Origin of the sequence: Streptomyces sp. SID5464 (assembly GCF_009862985.1) — a bacterium.
GTDB lineage: Bacteria > Actinomycetota > Actinomycetes > Streptomycetales > Streptomycetaceae > Streptomyces > Streptomyces chartreusis_D.
This window is the reverse complement of record NZ_WWIQ01000003.1, coordinates 15,689-35,323: the sequence shown is the minus strand read 5'-3', so window position 1 is coordinate 35,323 and position 19,635 is coordinate 15,689. Positions and strand designations below refer to the sequence as shown.

Annotated in this window: 20 protein-coding genes; 13 read left to right on the top strand and 7 right to left on the bottom strand. The window is 71.8% G+C overall.

What is annotated here, in order from left to right; all coding sequences use genetic code 11:
• Nucleotides 1-138: 138 nt before the first annotated feature.
• Both GTY47_RS02380 and GTY47_RS40070 read right to left on the bottom strand, forming a co-directional pair.
• On the bottom strand, nucleotides 139-540 hold the full coding sequence (locus GTY47_RS02380) for a DUF3662 domain-containing protein (RefSeq protein ID WP_010038028.1): 402 nt from the start codon (nucleotides 538-540) through the stop codon (nucleotides 139-141).
• Nucleotides 541-593: 53 nt separating this feature from the next.
• A complete protein-coding gene (locus tag GTY47_RS40070) occupies nucleotides 594-755 on the bottom strand; it encodes a hypothetical protein (protein WP_173937338.1) in 162 nt (53 codons plus the stop codon).
• A gap of 167 nt (nucleotides 756-922) precedes the next feature.
• Between GTY47_RS40070 and GTY47_RS02375 the strand changes: the two genes are divergently transcribed.
• The 4 genes from GTY47_RS02375 to GTY47_RS02360 all read left to right on the top strand — a co-directional run bounded on the left by GTY47_RS02375 (nucleotide 923) and on the right by GTY47_RS02360 (nucleotide 5,664).
• The gene (locus GTY47_RS02375) at nucleotides 923-1,843 is read left to right on the top strand and encodes a MurR/RpiR family transcriptional regulator (protein WP_010038027.1); all 921 of its coding nucleotides are present in this window, start codon (nucleotides 923-925) and stop codon (nucleotides 1,841-1,843) included.
• A 314-nt stretch (nucleotides 1,844-2,157) separates the two neighbouring features.
• Nucleotides 2,158-2,538: a hypothetical protein gene (locus GTY47_RS02370; protein WP_010038025.1), complete on the top strand. Its 381-nt coding sequence runs from the start codon at nucleotides 2,158-2,160 to the stop codon at nucleotides 2,536-2,538.
• A 44-nt stretch (nucleotides 2,539-2,582) separates the two neighbouring features.
• Complete coding sequence (locus GTY47_RS02365; protein WP_040902955.1) at nucleotides 2,583-3,149, top strand: antibiotic biosynthesis monooxygenase; 567 nt, start codon at nucleotides 2,583-2,585, stop codon at nucleotides 3,147-3,149.
• A gap of 103 nt (nucleotides 3,150-3,252) precedes the next feature.
• Nucleotides 3,253-5,664, top strand: coding sequence for a SpoIIE family protein phosphatase (locus GTY47_RS02360; RefSeq protein ID WP_010038021.1), 2,412 nt, complete (start codon nucleotides 3,253-3,255; stop codon nucleotides 5,662-5,664).
• Between the two features lie 58 nt (nucleotides 5,665-5,722).
• Here the strand turns inward: GTY47_RS02360 and GTY47_RS02355 are convergent, their stop codons facing one another.
• A complete protein-coding gene (locus GTY47_RS02355) occupies nucleotides 5,723-6,211 on the bottom strand; it encodes a flavin reductase family protein (RefSeq protein ID WP_010038019.1) in 489 nt (162 codons plus the stop codon).
• Nucleotides 6,212-6,302: 91 nt separating this feature from the next.
• Nucleotides 6,303-7,052 (bottom strand): peptidoglycan-binding domain-containing protein, encoded by a 750-nt coding sequence (locus GTY47_RS02350; protein ID WP_010038015.1) that lies wholly within the window; start codon nucleotides 7,050-7,052, stop codon nucleotides 6,303-6,305.
• A 159-nt stretch (nucleotides 7,053-7,211) separates the two neighbouring features.
• Between GTY47_RS02350 and GTY47_RS02345 the strand changes: the two genes are divergently transcribed.
• Both GTY47_RS02345 and GTY47_RS02340 read left to right on the top strand, forming a co-directional pair.
• On the top strand, nucleotides 7,212-7,922 hold the full coding sequence (locus tag GTY47_RS02345; protein ID WP_078602790.1) for a TetR family transcriptional regulator: 711 nt from the start codon (nucleotides 7,212-7,214) through the stop codon (nucleotides 7,920-7,922).
• Between the two features lie 151 nt (nucleotides 7,923-8,073).
• On the top strand, nucleotides 8,074-8,487 hold the full coding sequence (locus GTY47_RS02340; RefSeq protein ID WP_010038011.1) for a zinc ribbon domain-containing protein: 414 nt from the start codon (nucleotides 8,074-8,076) through the stop codon (nucleotides 8,485-8,487).
• Nucleotides 8,488-8,494: 7 nt separating this feature from the next.
• On the opposite strand, the gene GTY47_RS02335 is transcribed toward GTY47_RS02340, so the two are convergent.
• From GTY47_RS02335 to GTY47_RS02325, 3 genes are all read right to left on the bottom strand, one after another.
• Nucleotides 8,495-9,832 carry a Gfo/Idh/MocA family oxidoreductase gene (locus tag GTY47_RS02335; RefSeq protein WP_010038009.1) on the bottom strand — a complete coding sequence of 446 codons (1,338 nt, stop codon included), beginning with the start codon at nucleotides 9,830-9,832 and terminating at the stop codon, nucleotides 8,495-8,497.
• 67 nt (nucleotides 9,833-9,899) lie between these two features.
• Nucleotides 9,900-10,286 (bottom strand): PPOX class F420-dependent oxidoreductase, encoded by a 387-nt coding sequence (locus tag GTY47_RS02330; RefSeq protein WP_010038007.1) that lies wholly within the window; start codon nucleotides 10,284-10,286, stop codon nucleotides 9,900-9,902.
• Nucleotides 10,287-10,316: 30 nt separating this feature from the next.
• A complete protein-coding gene (locus tag GTY47_RS02325; RefSeq protein WP_010038005.1) occupies nucleotides 10,317-11,495 on the bottom strand; it encodes an aminotransferase class I/II-fold pyridoxal phosphate-dependent enzyme in 1,179 nt (392 codons plus the stop codon).
• Nucleotides 11,496-11,519: 24 nt separating this feature from the next.
• Here GTY47_RS02325 and GTY47_RS02320 point away from each other — a divergent pair, with 24 nt between their 5' ends.
• From GTY47_RS02320 to GTY47_RS02290, 7 genes are all read left to right on the top strand, one after another.
• Nucleotides 11,520-12,548 (top strand): hypothetical protein, encoded by a 1,029-nt coding sequence (locus GTY47_RS02320; RefSeq protein ID WP_010037998.1) that lies wholly within the window; start codon nucleotides 11,520-11,522, stop codon nucleotides 12,546-12,548.
• Nucleotides 12,549-12,664: 116 nt separating this feature from the next.
• Nucleotides 12,665-14,014, top strand: a complete 1,350-nt coding sequence (locus GTY47_RS02315; RefSeq protein ID WP_040902940.1) for a S1 family peptidase — start codon at nucleotides 12,665-12,667, stop codon at nucleotides 14,012-14,014.
• A 430-nt stretch (nucleotides 14,015-14,444) separates the two neighbouring features.
• Nucleotides 14,445-15,455, top strand: a complete 1,011-nt coding sequence (locus GTY47_RS02310; RefSeq protein ID WP_010037992.1) for an iron-containing redox enzyme family protein — start codon at nucleotides 14,445-14,447, stop codon at nucleotides 15,453-15,455.
• On the top strand, nucleotides 15,452-16,708 hold the full coding sequence (locus GTY47_RS02305) for an MFS transporter (protein ID WP_010037991.1): 1,257 nt from the start codon (nucleotides 15,452-15,454) through the stop codon (nucleotides 16,706-16,708). Before GTY47_RS02310 ends, GTY47_RS02305 begins: the two co-directional genes overlap by 4 nt.
• Entirely contained in the window at nucleotides 16,705-17,685 is a 981-nt protein-coding gene (locus tag GTY47_RS02300; protein WP_010037990.1) for an ornithine cyclodeaminase family protein, read from the top strand. The genes GTY47_RS02305 and GTY47_RS02300 overlap by 4 nt, the downstream gene beginning before the upstream one ends.
• Nucleotides 17,682-19,106: a hypothetical protein gene (locus GTY47_RS02295; protein WP_010037989.1), complete on the top strand. Its 1,425-nt coding sequence runs from the start codon at nucleotides 17,682-17,684 to the stop codon at nucleotides 19,104-19,106. Before GTY47_RS02300 ends, GTY47_RS02295 begins: the two co-directional genes overlap by 4 nt.
• Nucleotides 19,069-19,635 carry a nitroreductase gene (locus tag GTY47_RS02290; RefSeq protein WP_010037988.1) on the top strand — a complete coding sequence of 189 codons (567 nt, stop codon included), beginning with the start codon at nucleotides 19,069-19,071 and terminating at the stop codon, nucleotides 19,633-19,635. The genes GTY47_RS02295 and GTY47_RS02290 overlap by 38 nt, the downstream gene beginning before the upstream one ends.

Here is a 19,635-nt window from a genome sequence, read left to right as displayed (position 1 = left end):
GGTCCATGAGGGACCTCCGGACCACTCCCGCCGTCCCGCCGCCGCTGTCGCAGGATCTCCAGCCGCCCCGTCGACGACGCCGGGCACCCGATCACGATCCATCGCCGTCGAAGCGCCGGCCCAGTGTGTCTGTGCGGGTCAATGGGTCGCGTGGAAGAACCCGTCCGTGCTCACGTGCTGCATGACGCGGCTGGCCACGCGGTAACGGCCATTGGGTACCTCCGGGCACCTCGCGACGTGGACCGCGAGCGGGCCCGCGAACTCGTAGCCCCTGCGTTCCGCGTGGCGGGACAGGCTGTCGGTGAGGGCCTGGCCCACGCTGGTGCCGTGGCGCGTCAGCTGGTCGTGCACCTCGTCGGCGAGTTCCACGTCGTAGGCGTTGGGGACCATGACACGGCCCGCCCGGCACACCACGGCGTTGTCGTCGCACTCGTGCCGAAGCGCGTCGAGGACCTCGACCGGCTCCTTGTCGAGGACCCGTGCCCACAGGGCCTCCCATCGGTTTTCCAGTGTCTCCTCCAGCGCACTCAGTGCGCCCATGCGGTCTCACCTGCCGGAAGCGTCGTCGGGTCGGTTGCGGTGGCTGGAGCGTGTCAATGCTCGTCGTAGTCGTCGGGCCGCACCTCGGCCTCCTCCAGGGCCTCGCGCATCGTGCGGCCGGTGGCGCCCGGCGGCCGAGGCCGGTTCTCGTCCTGGTGTTCCAGGACCTCGTCCGTGGTCTGCGTCTTCGGCCGGTTCTCCTCGGGGACGGTCATGACGATGGCTCCTCGTCCGTCGTGTCGGGATCTTCTGCCGCGGCGGGTTCCCGCCCGGCGTCCGGGTATCCACCTGCCGGGCACCTCATGTGCTGTGCGAAGAAGCCCTGGTCACCACGGTGCGTGAGCTATGTTGAACGTCCCTGGGAGACGAAGGAGGCGAACCGGTGCCATCGCCGCAGCAGGCACGCGCACAGGCATCCGCGATCACCTCGGGGAAGGCCGACCCCGAAGCGGAGGTCTCCCCGTCCGCCCAGCTCAGAGCGCTCTTCGACCGGCCCCGGCTGTCCCCCGGCCAGCGGCGCATCGCCCAGTACCTGATCGAGAACATCACCGAGGCGGCGTTCCTGTCCATCACGGATCTCGCCGACCGTGTCGGCGTGAGCCAGCCCTCGGTGACGCGGTTCGCCTCGGCGGTCGGCTTCAGCGGTTACCCGGCGCTGCGGGAGAAGCTCCAGTCGATCGCGCTCGGCACCCTCGCGGGCGGCGGCCCGGCCGAGGAGAACCAGGGCAACGAGCTACAGGCGGCGGTCGACGCCGAGATCGAGAACCTGGAGAACCTGCGGCGGGACTTCGCCGACCCGAGCCTGGTGATCGACATCGGCCGCAAGCTGTCGTCCTCTACCCCGCTGACGGTCCTCGGCCTGCGCATCTCCGTCTCGCTGGCCGAGTACTTCGCCTACGCCGCCCGCCGGATCCACCCGGACGTCCGGCTCGTGACACGGGGTGGCAGCGTCGCCTACGACGCGCTGCTCCAGTCGCGCGAAGCCGGCGGCACCTGGGTGCTGGCGTTCTCCATGCCCCGGCACGCCCAGGAGACCCTGACGGCCGTCCGGGTGGCGCGGGGCGCCGGGCTCAAGGTCGCCCTGATCACCGACCTGGCGCTCGGGCCGCTCGCGGACGAGGCCGACGTCGCCTTCGCCATCGGGACCGGATCTCGCCTGGTCTTCGACTCCTACGCCGCCCCGGGCGTGATGTGCTCGGCGCTGCTCCAGGCCATGACGGACGCGGACCCGGAACGGACGCAGGCCCGGCTGGAGGAGTACGAACAGGTCGCCGACCAGCACCATTTCTTCCTCCGCGACTGACTTCGCGACTGACTCCGCGTCTGGCTCCCCGACTGAACGGCACGCGTCAGACGGCGTCAGGCACACAGGACCGCACGAGGGGACCATCCACAACAAAGCGCGCATGAATGTTTTCATGCGGCTTGAAAACCGGATGGCATATATAAATACTGCTCACGGATCGCGACCCGGCCGTTCCGGATCCGTTCCGCACCCGAGGGGCCGGCTCCTACCCGCTTCGGCGTCCCGGGTGTCCGTGGCGGCCCCGGTCATCCCCTAGGCCGGGGCCGCCCCGACCCGTCGTCCACCCTCACGACGCCGCACACCCGGAAGCGATGATCATGCCCCTGACGTCCACGCGCATCAGCCCGGACTGGCCCTGCCAGGTCAAGACCCCCGGGAGCTACGACTGGGAGCGCTCGGCGGCCAAGTGGCTGCGCGAGCTGGTGCCCGCGCGCTACGCCGGCTACCCCGTGTTCATCCGCCATCCCGTCCTGCTCGCCCGGCATGCCCAGATCCAGGTCCAGCAGGAGCTCAGGGTGGCCCGCACCGCCCTCCAGACCGCCCGCGCCGACCTGCCGGGACTCGGTCTGCACGAGGGCGTCATCGAGCACACGATCAAGCTGTACGCGGCCGAGGTCATGCAGTTGCAGCACATCGCGCGCAGCGTCCGGGCGGTCACCCGGGCGCTGGTGGAGGCCAACCGCCAGCCGTGACCGTGATGGGCATGCCCCGCCCCGTGCGTGGCACCCGTGAGGGAATGAGCACCACCGAAGTCCGGCGCGGCGAGCCGGTGACCACGGTTCTGACCTGGCAGGTGCGTCCCGGCCGGGAGCGGCAGTTCGAGGAGTGGACGCGCGGCATCACGCGCTGCGCCAGACAGTTCCCGGGCAACGAGGGCGTCTCCTGGCTCACTCCCGAGGACGGCCACCGCTACCACGCGGTGCTGCGCTGGTCCGACCAGCACCGGCTCGCCGCCTGGCTGGAGTCAGAGGAGCGCGCGCACTGGCACCGGCGGATCGAGGACATCGCGACCGAGGTCAGCAGCGAACGGCAGTCGACGACCGGGATGGAGACCTGGTTCAGCCTGCCCGGCACCACCGTGCAGGCCCCGCCCCGGTGGAAGATGGTCCTCACGACGTTCCTCGGCGCCTATCCCTTCACCCTGCTCATCCAGTGGCTGGTGACACCCCACACCACCGGCTGGCCGCTGCCGCTGCGGGCCGCCGTGTTCCCGCTGGTACTGCTGCCGGTGCTGACGTATCTGGTGATGCCGGGGCTCAGCCGGCTGCTGCGTCTGTGGCTGTACCAGCGCGACGGCCATTGACGGCCCTGGGGGCTGAAGGGACGGGTGTGGCCGGCGGGAAGCGGGAGCGGCCCGTGCGTACAAGCCCGTCTTCCGAACGGCCCGGGTGTGCGATGCTCAACCCGTGACGAGCGAGCCCGTGACACCGGCGGAGCCCGGTGGCGCACCGGACCTGGTCGAACTGGCCAAGATCGTCGCCCGGCAGCGCGCCGAGCTGGACCGGCTGCGCGACCAGGCGGCGACGTCGGCTGTCGTGGAGCGGGCCAAGGGCGCCGTGATGGCGCTGACCGGGTGCTCCGCGGACGCCGCGGACGAGCGGCTGCTCCAGCGGGCCAAGGCGGCGCGCCACACCCTGCTGGAGGAGTGCTGGATCACGCTCGGCTCTCTGGCGCCCACGGCTCCCGGCCCGGGCGAGGCGACCGGGCGCGACGGCGACGGCATCCTCGGCCCCGGCACCCCCGGCTCCGGCTTCGACACCCTGGTGGAGACGGCCGCGCCGGACGACGTCTCCGCCGCCCTGGCCCGCCTCGGGCAGACGCTCGTCAGGGTGGTGACGCCGCACGACCTCGCCGGATGCCTGCTGGAGCATCTCGCGCCCGACATGGCGGCCGACGCGGTCATGATCTACGCCCACAGGCCGGACGGCGGACTCGAACTGATCGGGCACGCCGGCATCGACGATCGGCTGGCCGCCCAGTGGAGCCAGGTGCCGCCGCTGAGCGGGATCGCGGCGCTGGACGCGCTGCGGACGGGCGAACCGTGCTGGCTGGAGGACCTCGCCTCGGACGAGCGGCGGGACCTGCTGATCGGGGACCCGCCCGAGCGGTGGCGGTCGCGCGCCTGGCTGCCCGTGCTCGCCTCGGGCCCGAGCGGGGTCTGCATCGGCGTGCTGCGCGGCCGCGCCGGGTCGTTCACGCCCCGCGACCGCGCACATCTGCGGGGCGTCGCAGGGCTGTGCGCGGGCCGGCTCCGGGCCTTCGACGCACCGCCCGAGCGGACCGAGGACGCCGCCACGGACGCGGTGCAGGCGCTGTTCGACGCACTGCCGATCGCGGCGATGCTGCTCAGCCCGCTGCGGGCCGCGTCGGGCGAGACCGAGGACTTCCGGGTGGAGGCGGCGACCGCGCGGGCGGGTGACCTGCTGGGCCGCCCCGGTGAGGAGCTGGCCGGGCGGCGGCTGCTGGAGTTCCGGCCCGCCCTGGCTCAGGAGCCGCTGTGGCAGGGCTGTCTGCACACCCTGACCACCGGGGAGCCGTACGAGAGTGAACCGTTCGCGCACGAGGAGGTCGTGGCGGACATCGCGGCGCTGTCCACGTACTCGGCGCGGGTGGCGCGGCTGGAGGAAGCGCTGGTCGTCAGCTGGATCCGGCACGGCTCCTCCGACCGGCAGGAACAGCGGCTGGCGGATCTCCAGCGGCTGGGCAACCTCGGCTGGGCCAACTGGAACCTGGCCACCCAGGAGGCCTCCTGGTCGACCCAGGTGTTCGCCATCTTCAGCCGGGACCCAGGGCTCGGCCCGGTGCGGCTCACCGGGATGCCGGAGCTCGCGCTGCCCGAGGACGCGCCCGCGCTGACCCGCGCGGTCCGTGAACTGGTACGGCGGGGGCGGGCGTTCGACCTGCCGTTCCGGGTGAGGACGAGCGGCGGCATCCGGCATCTGCGGCTCGTGGCCGAGGCCGTGGCCGACATGCACGGCACGCCCGTCGAGGTGCACGGTGTCATCCAGGACATGACCGCCCGGCGGCGGGCGGAGCTGGCCCTGGTCGAGAGCGAGCAGGCGATCCTCACGCAGCACGACGTGCTCCAGGCCGAGCGGACCCTGGCCTCCCGGCTCCAGCACGCCCTGCTGCCGCTGGCCAACCGGCCCGTGCATCTGGCGGGACTGCGCGTCGAGGTCGCCTATCTGCCCGCCCAGTCGGGTGTGCACGTCGGCGGCGACTGGTTCAGCGCCGTGGAACTGCCCGACGGGGACGCGCTGCTGGTGGTCGGCGACGTCGCCGGGCACGGTGTCGACGCCGTCGCCACGATGGCCCAGCTCCGCTTCACGGCGAAGGGCATGGTCATCACCGGTTCGTCACTGACCGGCGCCCTGGCCCGGCTGAACACGCTGCTGCTGCACTCCCGCGATTCCCACGCGACGACCACGATGGTGCTGGCCCGGTACGACCCCCGGGAGCGCCGTCTGGTCTGGGCCCAGGCCGGGCACCCTCCGCCCCTGCTGGTGCGGGACGGCGAGGCGCGGTATCTCAGCCGCCCGAGAGGCATGCTGCTCGGCGCGACCACGACGCCGGTCTTCGAGGAGGCGGAGTGCCGTCTTGAACCGGGCGACCGGCTCATCCTGTTCACCGACGGTCTGGTCGAGCACCCGCCGGAGAGCATCGACCGGGGCCTGGAGCGTCTCGCCGAGGCCGTGGCGGCCCCGCACGCCGACGGGCCCGGGACGCTCGGGCCGTTGCTCGCGCGGCTGCTGCCGGACGAGCGGCGGGACGACGTGTGCGTCGTGGACGTCCGGGTTCCGACGGTTCGAGAGGTGTAGACGGCTCGGAGGCATCGAGGGTTCGGGAGGCGTGGAGGTTCGGGAGGCGGGGCCCGGCTCAGTCGACCGGGTGCCCGGGCTCGATGGAGTGGGCGCCGGACAGGCGCAGCAGCGGTCCGTCGTACGCCTCGTCCGAGCCCCACTCGACCGGGTCGAGGACGAAGCCGATGTGGTCGCCACCGCCCGCGCGCGTCACGATCCGGCCGACGAACCAGGCCGGCGCGTCCTCCAGCACGACGGCGCCGCCGTACGCCTCGCGCAGGGCGAGGCCCTCGAACTTGTCCGTCCGGTCGCCGGTCCGCCCGCCGAACAGCTCGGCGAGGAGCCGCTGTTCACGTGCGAGCAGGTGCACCGCGAGCACCTCGGCGTTCCGGGCCACCCGGAAGGTGTGGTTCACCTCGGACAGCCATACGACGAACCGCACGGGCCGTATCGAGCACTGCGAGGCGAATCCGACCAGGCACCCCGCCCGTTCACCGCCCGCGACGGCGGTGACGACGCACATGTCGGGGTCCAGCCGCCCGATGAACGCGTCCATGCCCGCCATGCCCACACACTCCCTCAACCCTCGCGGCCACTTCTCCTCGACATCAATCACCTCACCATGCCGGGGGTGCGGGTGCCATCCCGGGGCGGGGTCAGTCGGTGCCCGGTGCCGTGCGGGACTCCAGGGCGAGGCGGGTGTCGTTGCCGTAGACGCCGGTCTCGTCGCCGCGAATGCCGTACCAGAGCTGGAAGCGGGCGACCGCCGCGGTCAGTGTGGGGTCGTAGCGGCCGCTGGTGGAGCCGTCCCGGTAGACGTCCGGGATGCGCAGGAGGCGTTCCTGGAGCTCGGTCACCTCGGGGCCGGTGGCTCCCTCGCGGAGGGTGCCGGGACCGTCGGGATCGGCGGCGGGCGGGCGAGGTGTGGAGGTGGCGGCGGGGGCTGAAGCGGACGGGGTGGGGCGGGGCGCGGGGGCCGCGTCGTCGTCGGTGTTCTGTCCGGGGAGCACCAGGGCGGCGCCGCCGAAGCCGATCACCGCCGCCGCGACGACGGCCACCGCGACCGCGGCACGGCGCGGTCCTGATCCGGGCCCGGCACGGCCATCGCCGTTCCCGCGGGTGAGGGGCGGGAGTTCCTGCGTCAGGTCCTCGGAGCCCGTCGGCCGCCGGGGCAGTACGCCGGACCCGTAGCCGCCGGGCTCGTGGCGGTCGGGCTCGTGGCGGTCGGGCTCGTGGCGGCCGGGCTCGTGGCGGCCGGGCTCGTCGCCACCTCGGGCGGAGCCCAGCTCCTCGCGGTACTCCCGCATCAGTTCCGCCAGTGCGTCGGTGCGGCGGGGCCGCAGGACGCGGATGGGTTCGAGGGCCGGGCCGTCGTGCGACCGCCGGGGCTCGGACGGTGTCGACACGCTGTTCTCCTTCCGTCCGGGCTCGGGGGCGCCCGTCTTCGGGGATCGTCCTGCCGCTAGATACGCGGCTGCCGCGCCACGGGTTCAGAGGGAACTCGGTTCCTCCCCAGTAGTGCACTGAGTGCCATGCGTGCCCTTCCGGGTGCTACGTTCCCGCTCATGAGCTCCGAGAAAGCCGACGCCGGGACCGCAAAGCCGCCCATGCGGGACGCCCTGGTGGCGGCAGCCTTCCAGCTGTTCCTCGAGCGGGGTTACGAGCAGACCACCATCGACGACATCGTGGCGCTGGCCGGGGTCGGACGGCGCTCGTTCTTCCGCTACTTCCCGTCCAAGGAGGACGTGGTCTTCCCGGACCACGAGCGGTGCCTGGCCGACATGACGGCCTTCCTGGCGGCGGGAACGGACGACGAGGAACCCGTGCGGCGGGTCTGCGACGCGGCCCGGCTCGTGCTGCGGATGTACGCCGAGAACCCGACGTTCTCCGTGCAGCGCTACCGCCTTACCAAGAAGGTCCCGGGGCTGCGCGCCTACGAACTGTCGGTGGTGTGGCGCTACGAGCGCGCCCTCGCCGAGTATCTGCGGCGGCGTTTCGCGGCCCGCCGGGACGGGACCCTCCAGGCCGATGTGATCGCGGCGGCGGTGGTCGCGGCGCACAACAACGCGCTGCGCTCCTGGCTGCGTTCGGACGGGCAGGGCGAGGCTAGCGCCACGGTGGACCACGCGCTGGCCTACGTGCAGTCCGCGTTCGGCGGTACGCCGGTGCCCCCGGCCGGGGAGCAGCCCGAGGACGTGGTGGTCGTCGTCTCGCGACGCGGTGCGCCGTTGTGGCGGGTCGTGCAGGAGATCGAGTCGACGCTGGGGAGCCGCTGAGGGTCCGCACATTGAGGGAACGGAGTGCCTTTACGAGTGGCACTGAGTGCCATACCCTGTCGTCCGTGCACGGTGGCACGGCGAACCGCGCACGCGTGTGTGCGGGTGACCGCGCACGCGGATTCCGGCCGAGTGCAGGGAGTTGACCAGCGTGTACCACCACTCAGGAAGCGTCACTCGACAGGCAGCCGGCTCTGCGACGGGTCTGCTGGACTCCAGGGGCCAGGACACGGATGCCATCCTCTTCCAGCGCTGCACCTGGTGCGGCACCGCCATGTTCCACCGGCTGCTGTGTCCGGTCTGCCGGGGCAGCGAGCTGCGGACCGAGCGCAGCGAGGGCGTGGGCACCGTGCGCCACTCCACGGTGGTGCACCGCAACACGCCCGCCGCGCGCAACGTGTCCCTGGTCGAGATGGCCGAGGGCTTCGTCGTGCGCGGCCGGGTGATGGGCCCGCCGATCGGCATCCACAGCGGGGACCGGGTACGCCTGTCCACGGCCAAGGACCCGGTACGGGGCGAGCCGGTCTTCCAGTTGCTGGACGAGCCGTACCGGGCCTGGAGCTGACAGACCCTCAGCCCGCGACCAGCTCGCCGGTGCGCACGGGCCGCCCCGTCTCGAAGCTCCGGTTGGCCGCGAGACCGACCGCCAGGGCGAGTGCTCCGTCGCGTTCGGTGGCCGTCGGGTGGGTCGCCGCCGCGGTGTCCGCCGGACGGGTGGGGTCGGCGGGGCCGAACAGTGCGTCGAGCATGCGCGGGTCGCCACCGCCATGGGCCTCGTGGGCGACCGCGAGCGGCACGTCCACCGGGGGCTGCCACAGCGGGCGCAGGGTGAGGCGGGCGCCGCCCGCGTGCTCGGCCGCCGTGTCGCCGTGCAGGGCACCCGCGGTCGAGGTGACCCGGGTCAGCGGCGGTTGCCAGCGGCTCTCCTCGACCTCCAGTTCCAGCCGGCCCGCGCTGCCGTTGAACATCACCCGGTAGCCCTCCCACGGGGAGTAGGCGGTCAGGTGGTAGGTCATCGTCGCGCCGCGCGCGTAGCGCACGAGGACGGACATGTCGTCCTCGATGGTGATCGGTCCGTCGAAGACGTTCCGGTCGCGCAGGTAACCGTCGTCGTGTTCGGCGTCCAGGTAGAGGGCGCGCAGGGTGTCGTTGGCCGTGAGGTCCAGGGCGAAGGGGTCGTCGGCGGCCCGGTCGGCGCCGTGGGCGCGGTCGTACTCCCGGCGCAGTCCGTGCCGCTCCCCCGCCTCGCGGCCGTAGAAGCCGAGCCGCCCGTAGCCGAAGGCCTCCCGGGGCTCGTCGGCGAGCCACCAGTTCACCAGGTCGAAGTGGTGCGAGGCCTTGTGCACCATCAGGCCTCCGCTGTTGCGCTTCTCGCGGTGCCAGCGGCGGAAGTAGTCGGCGCCGTGCCGTACGTCGAGCAGCCACTCGAAGTGGACGGAGAGCACCTCGCCGATCGCGCCGTCGGCGAGCAGGGCGCGGACCTTCTCGTGCACGGGGTTGAAGCGGTAGTTGAAGGCGACGGTCAGGGAGTTGCCGGTCTCGCGGACGGTGTCGAGGATGCGGGCGCAGCGCTCGGCGTCGACGGTCATCGGCTTCTCGGTGACGACGCGGCAGCCCGCCTTCAGGGCCGGGACGATGTAGCGGTCGTGCTCGGCGTCGACGGTGGTGACGACGACCTCGTCGATGCCCTCCTCGGCGAGCAGATCGGTGAAGCGGTCGGGCTCCCACGGGGTGGCCGCCGGTGCGCCGGCCTCGGTCAGCAGCCGGTTGTGGAAGGCCATCCGGGTCGGGCTGGGATCGCACAGCGCGGCCACGAGGTGGCCGGGGCGTTCGGCGAGGCCCCGGGTGAACAGCTGGGCCCGGTGGCCCGTGCCGACGACGGCTGCGCGCAGGACGGGATTTCGGCTCATGACAGGTGGTCTGTCCCGGGGACGGGCCGTCCACTCCCCGACGTCGAAAGCGCTTGCCGAGGTCGGGTCAGCGCGTGAGGGTGATGCGAATGCCCACGGTGCCGTCCAGGCCCCGGCGCAGCCGGCTGCCGAGCAGCGTGAGCCGGCCGACGAGGCCGTACTTGCGGGCGATCAGCTTCCGGTAGCGGGCGGTGGTGGCCGCGTCGCAGATCTCCGCCGTCGCGGGCACCTGCTCGCCGGTGGGGTTGCCGCGCAGGTCGCAGGGGCCGACCAGGACGTCGGCGCGGTTGCGGATCCGCTTCACCTTCCAGGAGTCGGCCGGCGTCCAGGCGCCGAGCGCGTTCCCGTCGCGCACCACCCAGACCGGGGTGGCGACCGGTGTACCGTTCCCGCGGTAGCTGGTGATCAGCAGGTACTTGCCCGCGCCCGGTTCGGCCGGCGCACTGTCGTCCATGGCAGGCAGTGTACGAGCGCGTCCTCGGCTTCACTCCAGCGCCGTCGCCATGCGCCGCACCGCCTCCGTGACGACCTGGGGCGAGGTCGCCAGGTTGAAGCGGACGTGTCCGGCGCCGCCGGTGCCGAAGGGGAGGCCGGAGTTGAGGGCCACCCGGCCGTGGTGCAGGAAGGCGTCCGCCGGGTCGTCGCCGAGGCCGAGGGCACGGCAGTCGAGCCAGGCGAGGTAGGTGGCGTCGCCCGGGCGGTAGCGGATCGCGGGCAGGTGCTCGGCCAGCAGGTCCGCGAGCAGCCGCCGGCCCGCGTCGAGGCCGGACAGCAGGGCGTCCAGCCAGGCGCCGCCGTCGCGCAGGGCGGCGGTGTGGGCGATGACGCCGATGTGGCTCGGGCCGTGCCCGACCTCCTCGGGCATCCGGGCCAGGTCGGCGCCGGCCCCGGGCCCGGCGATCGCGAGGGCGGCCTTGAGCCCGGCCAGGTTCCACGCCTTCGAGGCGGACATCAGCGACAGTCCGCGCTCGGCGCCCGGCACGCTGAGGTACGGCACGAAGTCGGTGCCGCCGATCACCAGCGGCGCGTGGATCTCGTCCGCGACGACGCGGACGCCGTGCCGCTCGGCGAGTGCGGCGACGGCGGACAGTTCCTCGGCCGTGTGCACGGTGCCGGTCGGGTTGTGGGGGCTGCACAGCAGGTAGGCGGCCTGTCCTCCACCCGCCATCGCCTGCCGGAAGGTCTCCTCCAGGACGCCCAGATCGATGCGCCCGTCCGCCCCGAGCGGGGCCTCCACCACGCGCCGGTCCATGTGCTCGACGAAGTGGTAGAACGGCGGGTACACCGGCGGGTTCACGACCACCGCGTCCCCGTACCCGGTGACCAGCTTGAGCATCTCGACGACGCCCAGCATGACGTCGGGCACGATCGCGGTGCGCTCCACGGCGAGCCCGTCCCAGTTCCACCGCTTCTCGGCGAAGGCGGCCAGCGCCTCCGCGTAGGCCGTGCCGGCGGGGTAGCCGGTGTCGCCGAGGTGGAGCGCGTCGGTGACGGCGCGCGCGACGGGCTCGGCGAGCGGCACGTCCATCTCGGCCACCCAGACCGGCAGCACGTCCTCGGGATAGGTGCGCCACTTCATGCTCGTGCGGCGGCGGAGCTGGTCGAGCGTGAGGGCCTGCAGGGGATTCGGTTCACCGGACGTCTCGTGCGGGATCCTGGTCATGGGCACACGATAGGGGGCTGTGCAGTGAGCGGGAATCGTGAGTACGGGGAGCGGGGACGGGCCGAAGGCCCGTTCCTGGAGATCGCCTGCGACGAGTCCGGGTCGGACGGCGAGAACCTCACCGGCGGGAACACGGACGTGTTCGCGCACGCCAGCATGTCGCTGTCCGTGGCGACGGCAGCGGCGGCCGTGCGGGAGATCCGGGACCGGATCCGCTCACCGGCCGAGGAGTACAAGGCGAACCACCTGCTGCGGGAGAAGCACCGCGCGGTGCTGGAGTGGCTGCTCACGCCGGACGGGCCGATCCACGGGCGGGCGCGGGTGCATCTCATGGAGAAGTCCTTCTTCGTGGTGGACCGGGCCGTCGGTCTGCTTCTGGGCGACCCGGGCGCGGCCCTGGCCCTGTTCCGCGGGGGCCGCCGGACCTTCGGGGAGGAGGGCTGGCGGGCGTTCCTGGAGGCGGCCAACCAGCTGCTGCGGGTACGCAACAACGGGGAGCCGGGCGCCCCGGTCGAGGTCTTCTACGACACGGTCGACGCCCTGCGGCGGGGCCGTCCGGACACGGACGTGACGGGGGTCCTGGAGCGGCTGGCCGCGACCCGGGCCCGCGCGGTGTCGTACCGGGCGGCGTTCCTGGACGGGCCGCCCCTGATCCCGGTGCTCAACCCGCTGCTGCCGGCGATCGTCCGGACGGCCGCGCTGTGGAGCGGCGACGGGCGGCCGGTCCGTCTGGTGCACGACCGGCAGAACATGCTGACTCCGGACCGCATCGCCTGGATCGAGGAGACGGCCCGGCAGGCGGGGGTCGGCCTTGCCGGGTTGCGGCTGGTCGTCGCGCGCGAGGACGCGCGGGTGCAGGTGGCGGACTTCCTCGCCGGGATCGCCCGCAAGATCGCCTCCGATGAGCTGAACGGACGCGGGGACCCCGCGCTCACCGCGCTGCTGCGGCCATACGTCGATCCGGCCTCGGTGTGGGGCGACCCGCGCAGCCGGGCCCTGCTCGCCGCCCCGGCGGACCTGGATCCGACCGTTCCCGCCGCCGGCCGGCGGTGAAGAGATCACGCGTGCGCTGAACACGGCACGGCTGCGCCCCGTATGGGAAGAGGGCACTCAACTCAAGGAGTGCCCCGCGGTGTTCACACCGTGATGTTCGGGTTCGGGAGCCATGCATGAGGCACGCACGACGACGGGTCGTCCGGCGAGTGACACGGCTGGCGGCCGTCGGCGGACTCCTTCTCGGAGGAGCGATGGTCACACGCGCCGTGGCGAGCGAGCCCCCCGACCCATCGATCGGCGTACCGTACGCCGCGAGGCCGGCCACGAGCATGGGCACCGACCTCGTGTCCCGGCTCGGCACCTCCCGTACGGCGGGCAGCTGGGTCGACTCCGCCGGCCGGCCGGTCGTCGCGGTCACGGACGAGAAGGCGGCCGACGAGGTCGAACGCGCCGGCGCGCGGGCGAAGATGGTGCGCCACAGCATGAGCGACCTCAAGTCCGCCACGGCGACGCTGCGTTCGGCGCCCCGGGTACCCGGCACCGCCTGGGCCCTGGACTACAAGAGCAACGAGGTGGTGGTCCGGGGCGACAGCACCGTCTCCGCCTCCGACTGGTCCCGGCTGACCGACGTCGCGGAGGGCATCGGCGGCTTCGTGCGCATGGAGCGCACCGAGGGCACCTTCACGACGCGGGTCAACGGCGCGCAGCCGATCCTGTCGACCGCCGGGCGCTGTTCGGCGGGCTTCAACGTGACCGACGGGGCGACCGACTACATCCTCACGGCAGGGCACTGCGGACCCGACGGCTCCGTCTGGTTCGCCGACGACCGGGGCCGGGAACAGGTCGGCACATCGCTCAAGGGCAGCTTCCCCGGCGACGACTACTCGCTGGTGAAGTACGACAGCGGCCGCGCGGGCGAGGGTGCGGACGTCGTGGCGGTCGGTGACGGCAAGGGTGTGCGGATCACGGGCGTGGCCGATGCGGAGGTCGGGCAGAAGATCTTCCGCAGCGGCAGCACCAGCGGGCTGCGCGAGGGGGAGGTGACCGCGCTCAACGCGACGGTCAACTACCCCGAGGGCACGGTCACCGGCCTCATCGAGACGAACGTGTGCGCCGAACCCGGCGACAGCGGCGGCCCGATGTTCGCCGACGGCATCGCCCTCGGTGTGACGTCGGGCGGCAGCGGGGACTGCACGGCGGGTGGCACGACGTTCTTCCAGCCCGTGACGAAGGCGCTGACCGAGCTGGGCGTCAAGCTGATCGTGGCCAAACAGGCCGGTGCCGGCACGGGCTCCTCCCCCGCACCGTCGGCCTCCCAGGGCGCCGCCTCGCCCGGCTCTTCGGCGCCGGTCACGGGGGAGGACGTGTCGGGCCTGCTGAGCCGCCTCACCGACCCGCGCAACGTGGGCCCCGGCCTGCTGGTCATCGCGGGCAGCCTCGTGGCCCTGGTGGCGACCCGGTGGATCCGCGCGGAGCAGGACCGCAAGGCGTATCGGCAGTACTACTCGGCCACCTGGGGATGACGCCGTCACTCGGGGTACACCGGGCCGATCTCACTCTCGGGTGAGATCGGCCCGACGCATTTGAGCATTCCCGTCAGTCACCTGTTTGAGCCAAGACCATGTGAGTATGCCTTCCCGGCAGGCGGCCCAAATTACGACAAAGGTGCCACCTCAAACTATCTTGCTGGCTACATCCAGCCACGGGAGCCTCCAATTCCACTTCCCGCTATTGATTCAATGCGCAGCTCTGCATAAGTTTCCCTGCGGGCCGGAACCCCGGTCTTCTTTCCGCAGAGAATGAGGTGGTCCGTATGTCCATCACCATCAAGCCGGTCGAGAAGCCCGCGATGAGCAAGGTCGCTGGTGCCGTCCTCTGTGGCTGACGCTCATCAGTAATGGAGGGGAGGCGCATTGGCGCCTCCCCTCCGTTTCGCGACGAAAGGATCACCGCATGCTGAAGCATGACCCCGAATACCGTCCGCGCCTCAGGCACTGCACCTTCTTCGTCCCCAACAACGGGGATGACGTGCTCATGATCGTCGGGGACCAGCACTTCCAGCTGGAGCAGCACGGTGCCCAGCTCAAGGACTTCCTCAACCTCAAGCGCTACCTGGACGGCCGGCACACGATCCAGCAGATCGCGGAAATCACGGACGTCAGCCCGCAGGACGTGGCCGGGATAGTCGACGCCTTCGCGGAGCAGGGTCTGCTGCGTGAGGAAAACCCGGAACTCGAGAACATTCCCGTCGATGTGTTCCTGAAGCAGATCGACAAGTCCACGGCGATGTGGACCGAGCAGATCGGCTACCACCGCCTGTGGTCCGGGCTGGAGAACCAGGAATACCGGAAGGAGGTTTTCCTGGGTCTCATCCTGGAAACGTACCACTACATAAATTCAGCGAGCCGCCATATCTCCACGGCCATCGCCCACTGCACGGACCCGCAGTGGAAAAGGCTGCTCTCGGAGTATCTCGCCGAGGAATACGACCACGCCTGGATGGCCCGGGACAGCCTCATCCGTATGGGCCTGTCGAAGGAAGAGGTGGAGAACGCCCACCCCATCATCGGCACCTGGTCGTGGACCAACAACCTCTGCGAGATCGCGCGCGAGGACACCCTCGGGTACCTGGCGTGCACGAAGCTCTTCGAGGCCCGTGGCACCGAGACCCTCGAAGGCGCCGAGACCCTGCAACGGCTGGCCGAGGCCTACGGCTACCCGAAGGACTGCCTGGAGCCCCTGGTCTCCCACGTCAGGACGGACGTCGAGGCGAATCACACCGGCCTCCTCGAGGAGGCCCTGGAGGGACGCAAGTACATCCCCGCGGAGCAGGCGCACCGCGCGGTCAACAACCTCCACGACCTCAAGCACTCGTTCGACCAGTACAACGACGGGATCATCCTGTACTACTCGGACGTGTCCAACTACATCCCTCGTCTGAAGGTCGACTACTTCAGCCTGTGACGACCCAGCCGATCCCGAAGTCGCGTCCGCCGGCCGCCGCTCCGGCAGGCCGGTTCGCCCGCCTCTGGACCGCGTACACGGTCAATGTCGCCGGGGACGAGTTCTACGTTCTCGCCGTGCCGCTGATCGTCTACCAGGTGGGCGGGACAGCCGCGGCCATGAGCCTCGTCTACGCCTGTGCCCTGCTCCCGCAGGTCTTCATGGGCGTCTGGGGCGGCGTGCTGGCGGACCGCCAGGACCGTGTCAAGCTGCTTCGGCTGTGTTACCTGTGCTCGGCGCTGGCGCTGTTGCTGGCGTACGCGGTGTTCGCCGCCACGGACGTCAGTGTCGCGGGGCTGGCCACCATCGCCGTCCTGCTGGGCCTCACGGCCCCGGTGGCCGCGGCGAGCTTCGACAGTGCACTGCCCCACTTCGTTCCGCACGACATGCTGCCCCGCGCGAACGCCGCCACAGAGGCGTCCCGGACGGCCTGCGTGGTCCTGGGGCCGGCGGTGGCGGGATTCGCCGTCAGTCATCTGGCCCCCGAACAAGCCGTGTTGTTCAACAGCGTCTCCTTCGCCGTGGCCTATCTGCTGCTCCACCGCATCACCTCACCGACGATCCCCCGGGAGCGCACCCGCGGGGGCCCGGCGAGCCAGTGGCACGATCTGACCACCGGGTTGCGGTACCTCGTCACCGGCAACACCGCCGTGCGCATCGGCGTCCTCATGAGCACCGTGGTCAACTTCGTGTTCGGCGCGTACGAACCCATGGTGGTCTACCGCATGCGGCACGGCCTCGATCTGGGAGCCGGCACCGTGGGGCTCGTGTTCGCGGCGTCGGGAGTGACGTCCGTCGCCGTCGCGCTCCTGCTCTCCTGGAAGGCGCCCAGCCGTGGCCACCTCGTGGTCATGGGGCTGTCCGTGGCGCTCCAGGGTGTGGCCGTGGCCGGCCTGGGAGTCCTCACCTCGCTGGCGGCCGTCGTCGCCGCGCAGATCGCCTGGGCCACCGGAACGGTGCTGTACACCGTGTACTGGCGTGCCATGCGCCAGACCCTCGTGCCCGGAGAGTTGCTGGGACGCGTGGCCGGGACATGCCGTTCCATCGCCTACGGAGGAGCGTTCCTCGGCAGCGCCGTCTCGGCGGTGGTGCTCAACCGGTTCCTCGGTGTCGACACGGCGCTGCTGCTCGCCGGTCTCGTCTCCACCGTTCTGGGCGCCCTGGTCGCCGGATACGCCGTGACGCGAAGCGTCTCGGGAAAGGGCGCCTCATGACCGTACTGCTCGGCGCCACCGAGCTTCAGCGGGTGGTGACACCGCAGGACATGCTGCGAGCGCTGCGCCAGGGCTTTGTCGCGGCCCTCGGCACGCGGACGACCCCGCAGCGCGTGCGCCAGAGCCTGCCGGCCTCCGCCGGAAGCATCGCCGTTCTGCTGCCGGGGCTCCTGCCGGGCGTCCCCGCGTACACGGTCAAGGTGAACGCCAAGTTCCCCGGCGCCGTCCCGGCGATCTCCGGCATCGTCTGTCTCCACGACCTGGAGACCGGGGAGTTGCTCGCGCTGCTGGACTCCGCCTTCGTGACCGCGTGGCGGACCGGGCTGTCGGCGGCACTGGCCACCGACCTGCTCAGCCCGGCCGATGCACGCGCCGTGGGGATCGTCGGCGCCGGAGCCCAGGCGGACATGACGCTGCGCGGGCTGACCCGGTTGCGCACGGTCGAGCGGGTCGTCGTCCACGATGCCGACGCCGGACGGGCTCACCGGATGGCCGGATCCTGGCGACGCGCCGGACTCGCATGCCAGGTCGTCGGCAGTGCGCGAGAGGTCGCCCGCACATGCGACAGCGTCGTCACCGCGACCTGGTCCCGCCGCCCGCTGCTGCACCTGCCGGATGTCCGGCCGGGCTCGCACATCACCTCGCTGGGAGCGGACGAACCGGGCAAGGCGGAACTAGACGCCCGGCTGCTGCGGCACGCGCGCGTGATCGTGGACGACCTCGACCTGGCCATGACGTCCGGCGCACTGGGCACTGCGGGCCTCGGCCGGGAGGACGCCGCAGCCGTCCTGGGCCGGATCATCGACGGGACCGTCCCGGTGCGCACCGAGGCCGGGCAGGTGACCGTCTACACCCCGGTCGGTCTGCCCTGGCAGGATCTCGCGCTCTCCTGGGCCGCCTATCAGGCAGCGCTGCGGGACGGGGTCGGCGCCGGCTTCCGCTTCCCCGCGCGGCCGGAGGACGAGGGCGGCACATGAGCACGACTCCGACCGCCCCTCGAACGGGCCCTCTCGCCGGACTGGCACCGGCCGACGTCACGCCTTCGGAGGTTCCCCCGCTCGCCCTGTACCAGAGCCCGTGGACGATCGCGCTGGCGATCGCCTTCGCGTTCCGCGGTGCCGGGACGTATGTCATCGACGACATCGACAACGCCGGGGTCGCCCGCGGCAAGGAGCAGCGGCCGGATTTCCACGCCGTACGCAAAGAAGTGCTGAGCAAGAAGGGCTGGACCAACTGCCGTCCCCTGGGCGCCTTCTGTCCCGACGGACTGCTCTTCGCGAACCTCGCGCGCGCGGACTACACGGCGCTGGACCGCAGGGTGCCGCTCGCCGTGCTGGCCCGGCACCGTTCCACGACCGTCGAACGGCTCGTCCGTGAGACCTCCCGCAGGCACGGAATGTGGAGCCTGGCGGGACCGGACCGGGCGATCACCGCCGTGCCCATGCGGGACGCGGCGGCCGGTTTGCGCGACATCATCGCCAAGCACGAACAAGCCGTCCTGCGGACCCTGGCCCGGCCCCGGGACCACGAGCCGGCCCTGCGCAGACTGCGCCACCTCATGCCGGAACCCCGGCCGGAGGGCAGCCTGCTGGACTACTTCCGGCAGTGCCTGCGCCGCGGCCTGGAGCTCGTGGACAGCGACGCCCCCGTCCTGTCCGCGGCCCGCGATCTGATCCCGCCCGACGGGGGCCGGCTGCTGCCCCGCTTCCTCGACGGCGACCCCGAGGCCGTCGACGTCTACAACACGGCAGCGGCGATCCAGGGCAGCAGGCCGATCGACACCGACCACCCGCTCCCCTACTACACGGTCGGGCTCTCCGACGGTGTGCGCGCCGACCTGACCCGGGCGACGCGACCGGCCCGGGACCAGGTCATCGCCCCCAAGATCCTCGTCCTGGAGCGGGCCGCCGGGATGGCCCTGCCACGGACGACGGCGGCCCGGAGCACGATCCTGGCCCGCGAGCACGCCTACCGCGGGCTCGCCTGCGGCTCCAGCCAGGTGTTCTTCGACACCGACTGGCTGGAGTCCCTCGGCTCCTGCCGGACGGAGGTCCACGTGGACGAGCTCTTCCAGCCTCTGGTCGGACGCCGACGGACCATGCCTCTCGGTGGACTGGCGGCCGAACTGGTGCACCAGGACGCGGCCCAAGAAGAGGACCACCAGCAGGACCCGGCCCGGCAGTGGACACGCTGGGCGCTCCACGAGACCCTGACGGACCTGCGCACCTGGCACTACCCGGTGCTCACCTACGCCGTCGCCGGAGACGGGTGGCTGGAGCGGCTCAGGCTGCGCTCCTACACCGAGTACCGCACCAGCCCCCCGAATGTCCGTCCCCTTCCGGAAACGAAGAGGAGTGTCAATGGACGTCATGACGGCCGTACTGACCCGCCGCAGTGAACACGTCCTTGCCGAACCCGCCCCGAACGACGAGGAGTTCGCCTACCTGCTGCGGGCGGCCGCCACGGCGCCCGACCACGGCAAGCTCCGCCCCTGGCGGTGGATCCTGGTACGCGGCGAGGGACGCGCGGCGCTGGGCCGCTGCTTCGCCGACGACTGCGCCGCGCCCGGGTCCCGGCCGGACCGTACCGAGGCCAAGGCGCGCCGGGCACCGCTCCTCGCCACACTGGTGTTCGCCCCGGCCACCGGTCACCGCATCCCCGAGTGGGAACAACTGGCCGCCACCAGCGCCATGACCAGTTCCCTGATGCTCCTGCTGCACGCCCGGGGCTTCGGGAGCATCTGGCGCACCGGCAAGTTCACCGAGTCCGCGCAGGTCCGCCGGCTCCTCGGCCTGCGGCAGGACGAGCGTCTGCTGGGATGGCTGTACATCGGTACGCCCGGGGAGTCACCGCAGCACAGGCGCCGGGTGCTCGACGACGTCACCGACCGGATCTCCGTGTTCGCCCCGGAACTGGTGACCTCGTGA

Excerpts from the sequence above, each read along its gene's own strand:
- GTY47_RS02310 (WP_010037992.1), top strand. The coding sequence starts at position 14,445 with ATGCTGAAGCATGACCCCGAATACCGTCCGCGCCTCAGGCACTGCACC.
- GTY47_RS02325 (WP_010038005.1), bottom strand. The coding sequence starts at position 11,495 with ATGACCAGGATCCCGCACGAGACGTCCGGTGAACCGAATCCCCTGCAG.
- GTY47_RS02315 (WP_040902940.1), top strand. The coding sequence starts at position 12,665 with ATGAGGCACGCACGACGACGGGTCGTCCGGCGAGTGACACGGCTGGCG.
- GTY47_RS40070 (WP_173937338.1), bottom strand. The coding sequence starts at position 755 with ATGACCGTCCCCGAGGAGAACCGGCCGAAGACGCAGACCACGGACGAG.
- GTY47_RS02335 (WP_010038009.1), bottom strand. The coding sequence starts at position 9,832 with ATGAGCCGAAATCCCGTCCTGCGCGCAGCCGTCGTCGGCACGGGCCAC.
- GTY47_RS02300 (WP_010037990.1), top strand. The coding sequence starts at position 16,705 with ATGACCGTACTGCTCGGCGCCACCGAGCTTCAGCGGGTGGTGACACCG.
- GTY47_RS02290 (WP_010037988.1), top strand. The coding sequence starts at position 19,069 with ATGGACGTCATGACGGCCGTACTGACCCGCCGCAGTGAACACGTCCTT.
- GTY47_RS02370 (WP_010038025.1), top strand. The coding sequence starts at position 2,158 with ATGATCATGCCCCTGACGTCCACGCGCATCAGCCCGGACTGGCCCTGC.
- GTY47_RS02365 (WP_040902955.1), top strand. The coding sequence starts at position 2,583 with ATGAGCACCACCGAAGTCCGGCGCGGCGAGCCGGTGACCACGGTTCTG.
- GTY47_RS02380 (WP_010038028.1), bottom strand. The coding sequence starts at position 540 with ATGGGCGCACTGAGTGCGCTGGAGGAGACACTGGAAAACCGATGGGAG.
- GTY47_RS02295 (WP_010037989.1), top strand. The coding sequence starts at position 17,682 with ATGAGCACGACTCCGACCGCCCCTCGAACGGGCCCTCTCGCCGGACTG.
- GTY47_RS02345 (WP_078602790.1), top strand. The coding sequence starts at position 7,212 with ATGAGCTCCGAGAAAGCCGACGCCGGGACCGCAAAGCCGCCCATGCGG.
- GTY47_RS02355 (WP_010038019.1), bottom strand. The coding sequence starts at position 6,211 with ATGGCGGGCATGGACGCGTTCATCGGGCGGCTGGACCCCGACATGTGC.
- GTY47_RS02330 (WP_010038007.1), bottom strand. The coding sequence starts at position 10,286 with ATGGACGACAGTGCGCCGGCCGAACCGGGCGCGGGCAAGTACCTGCTG.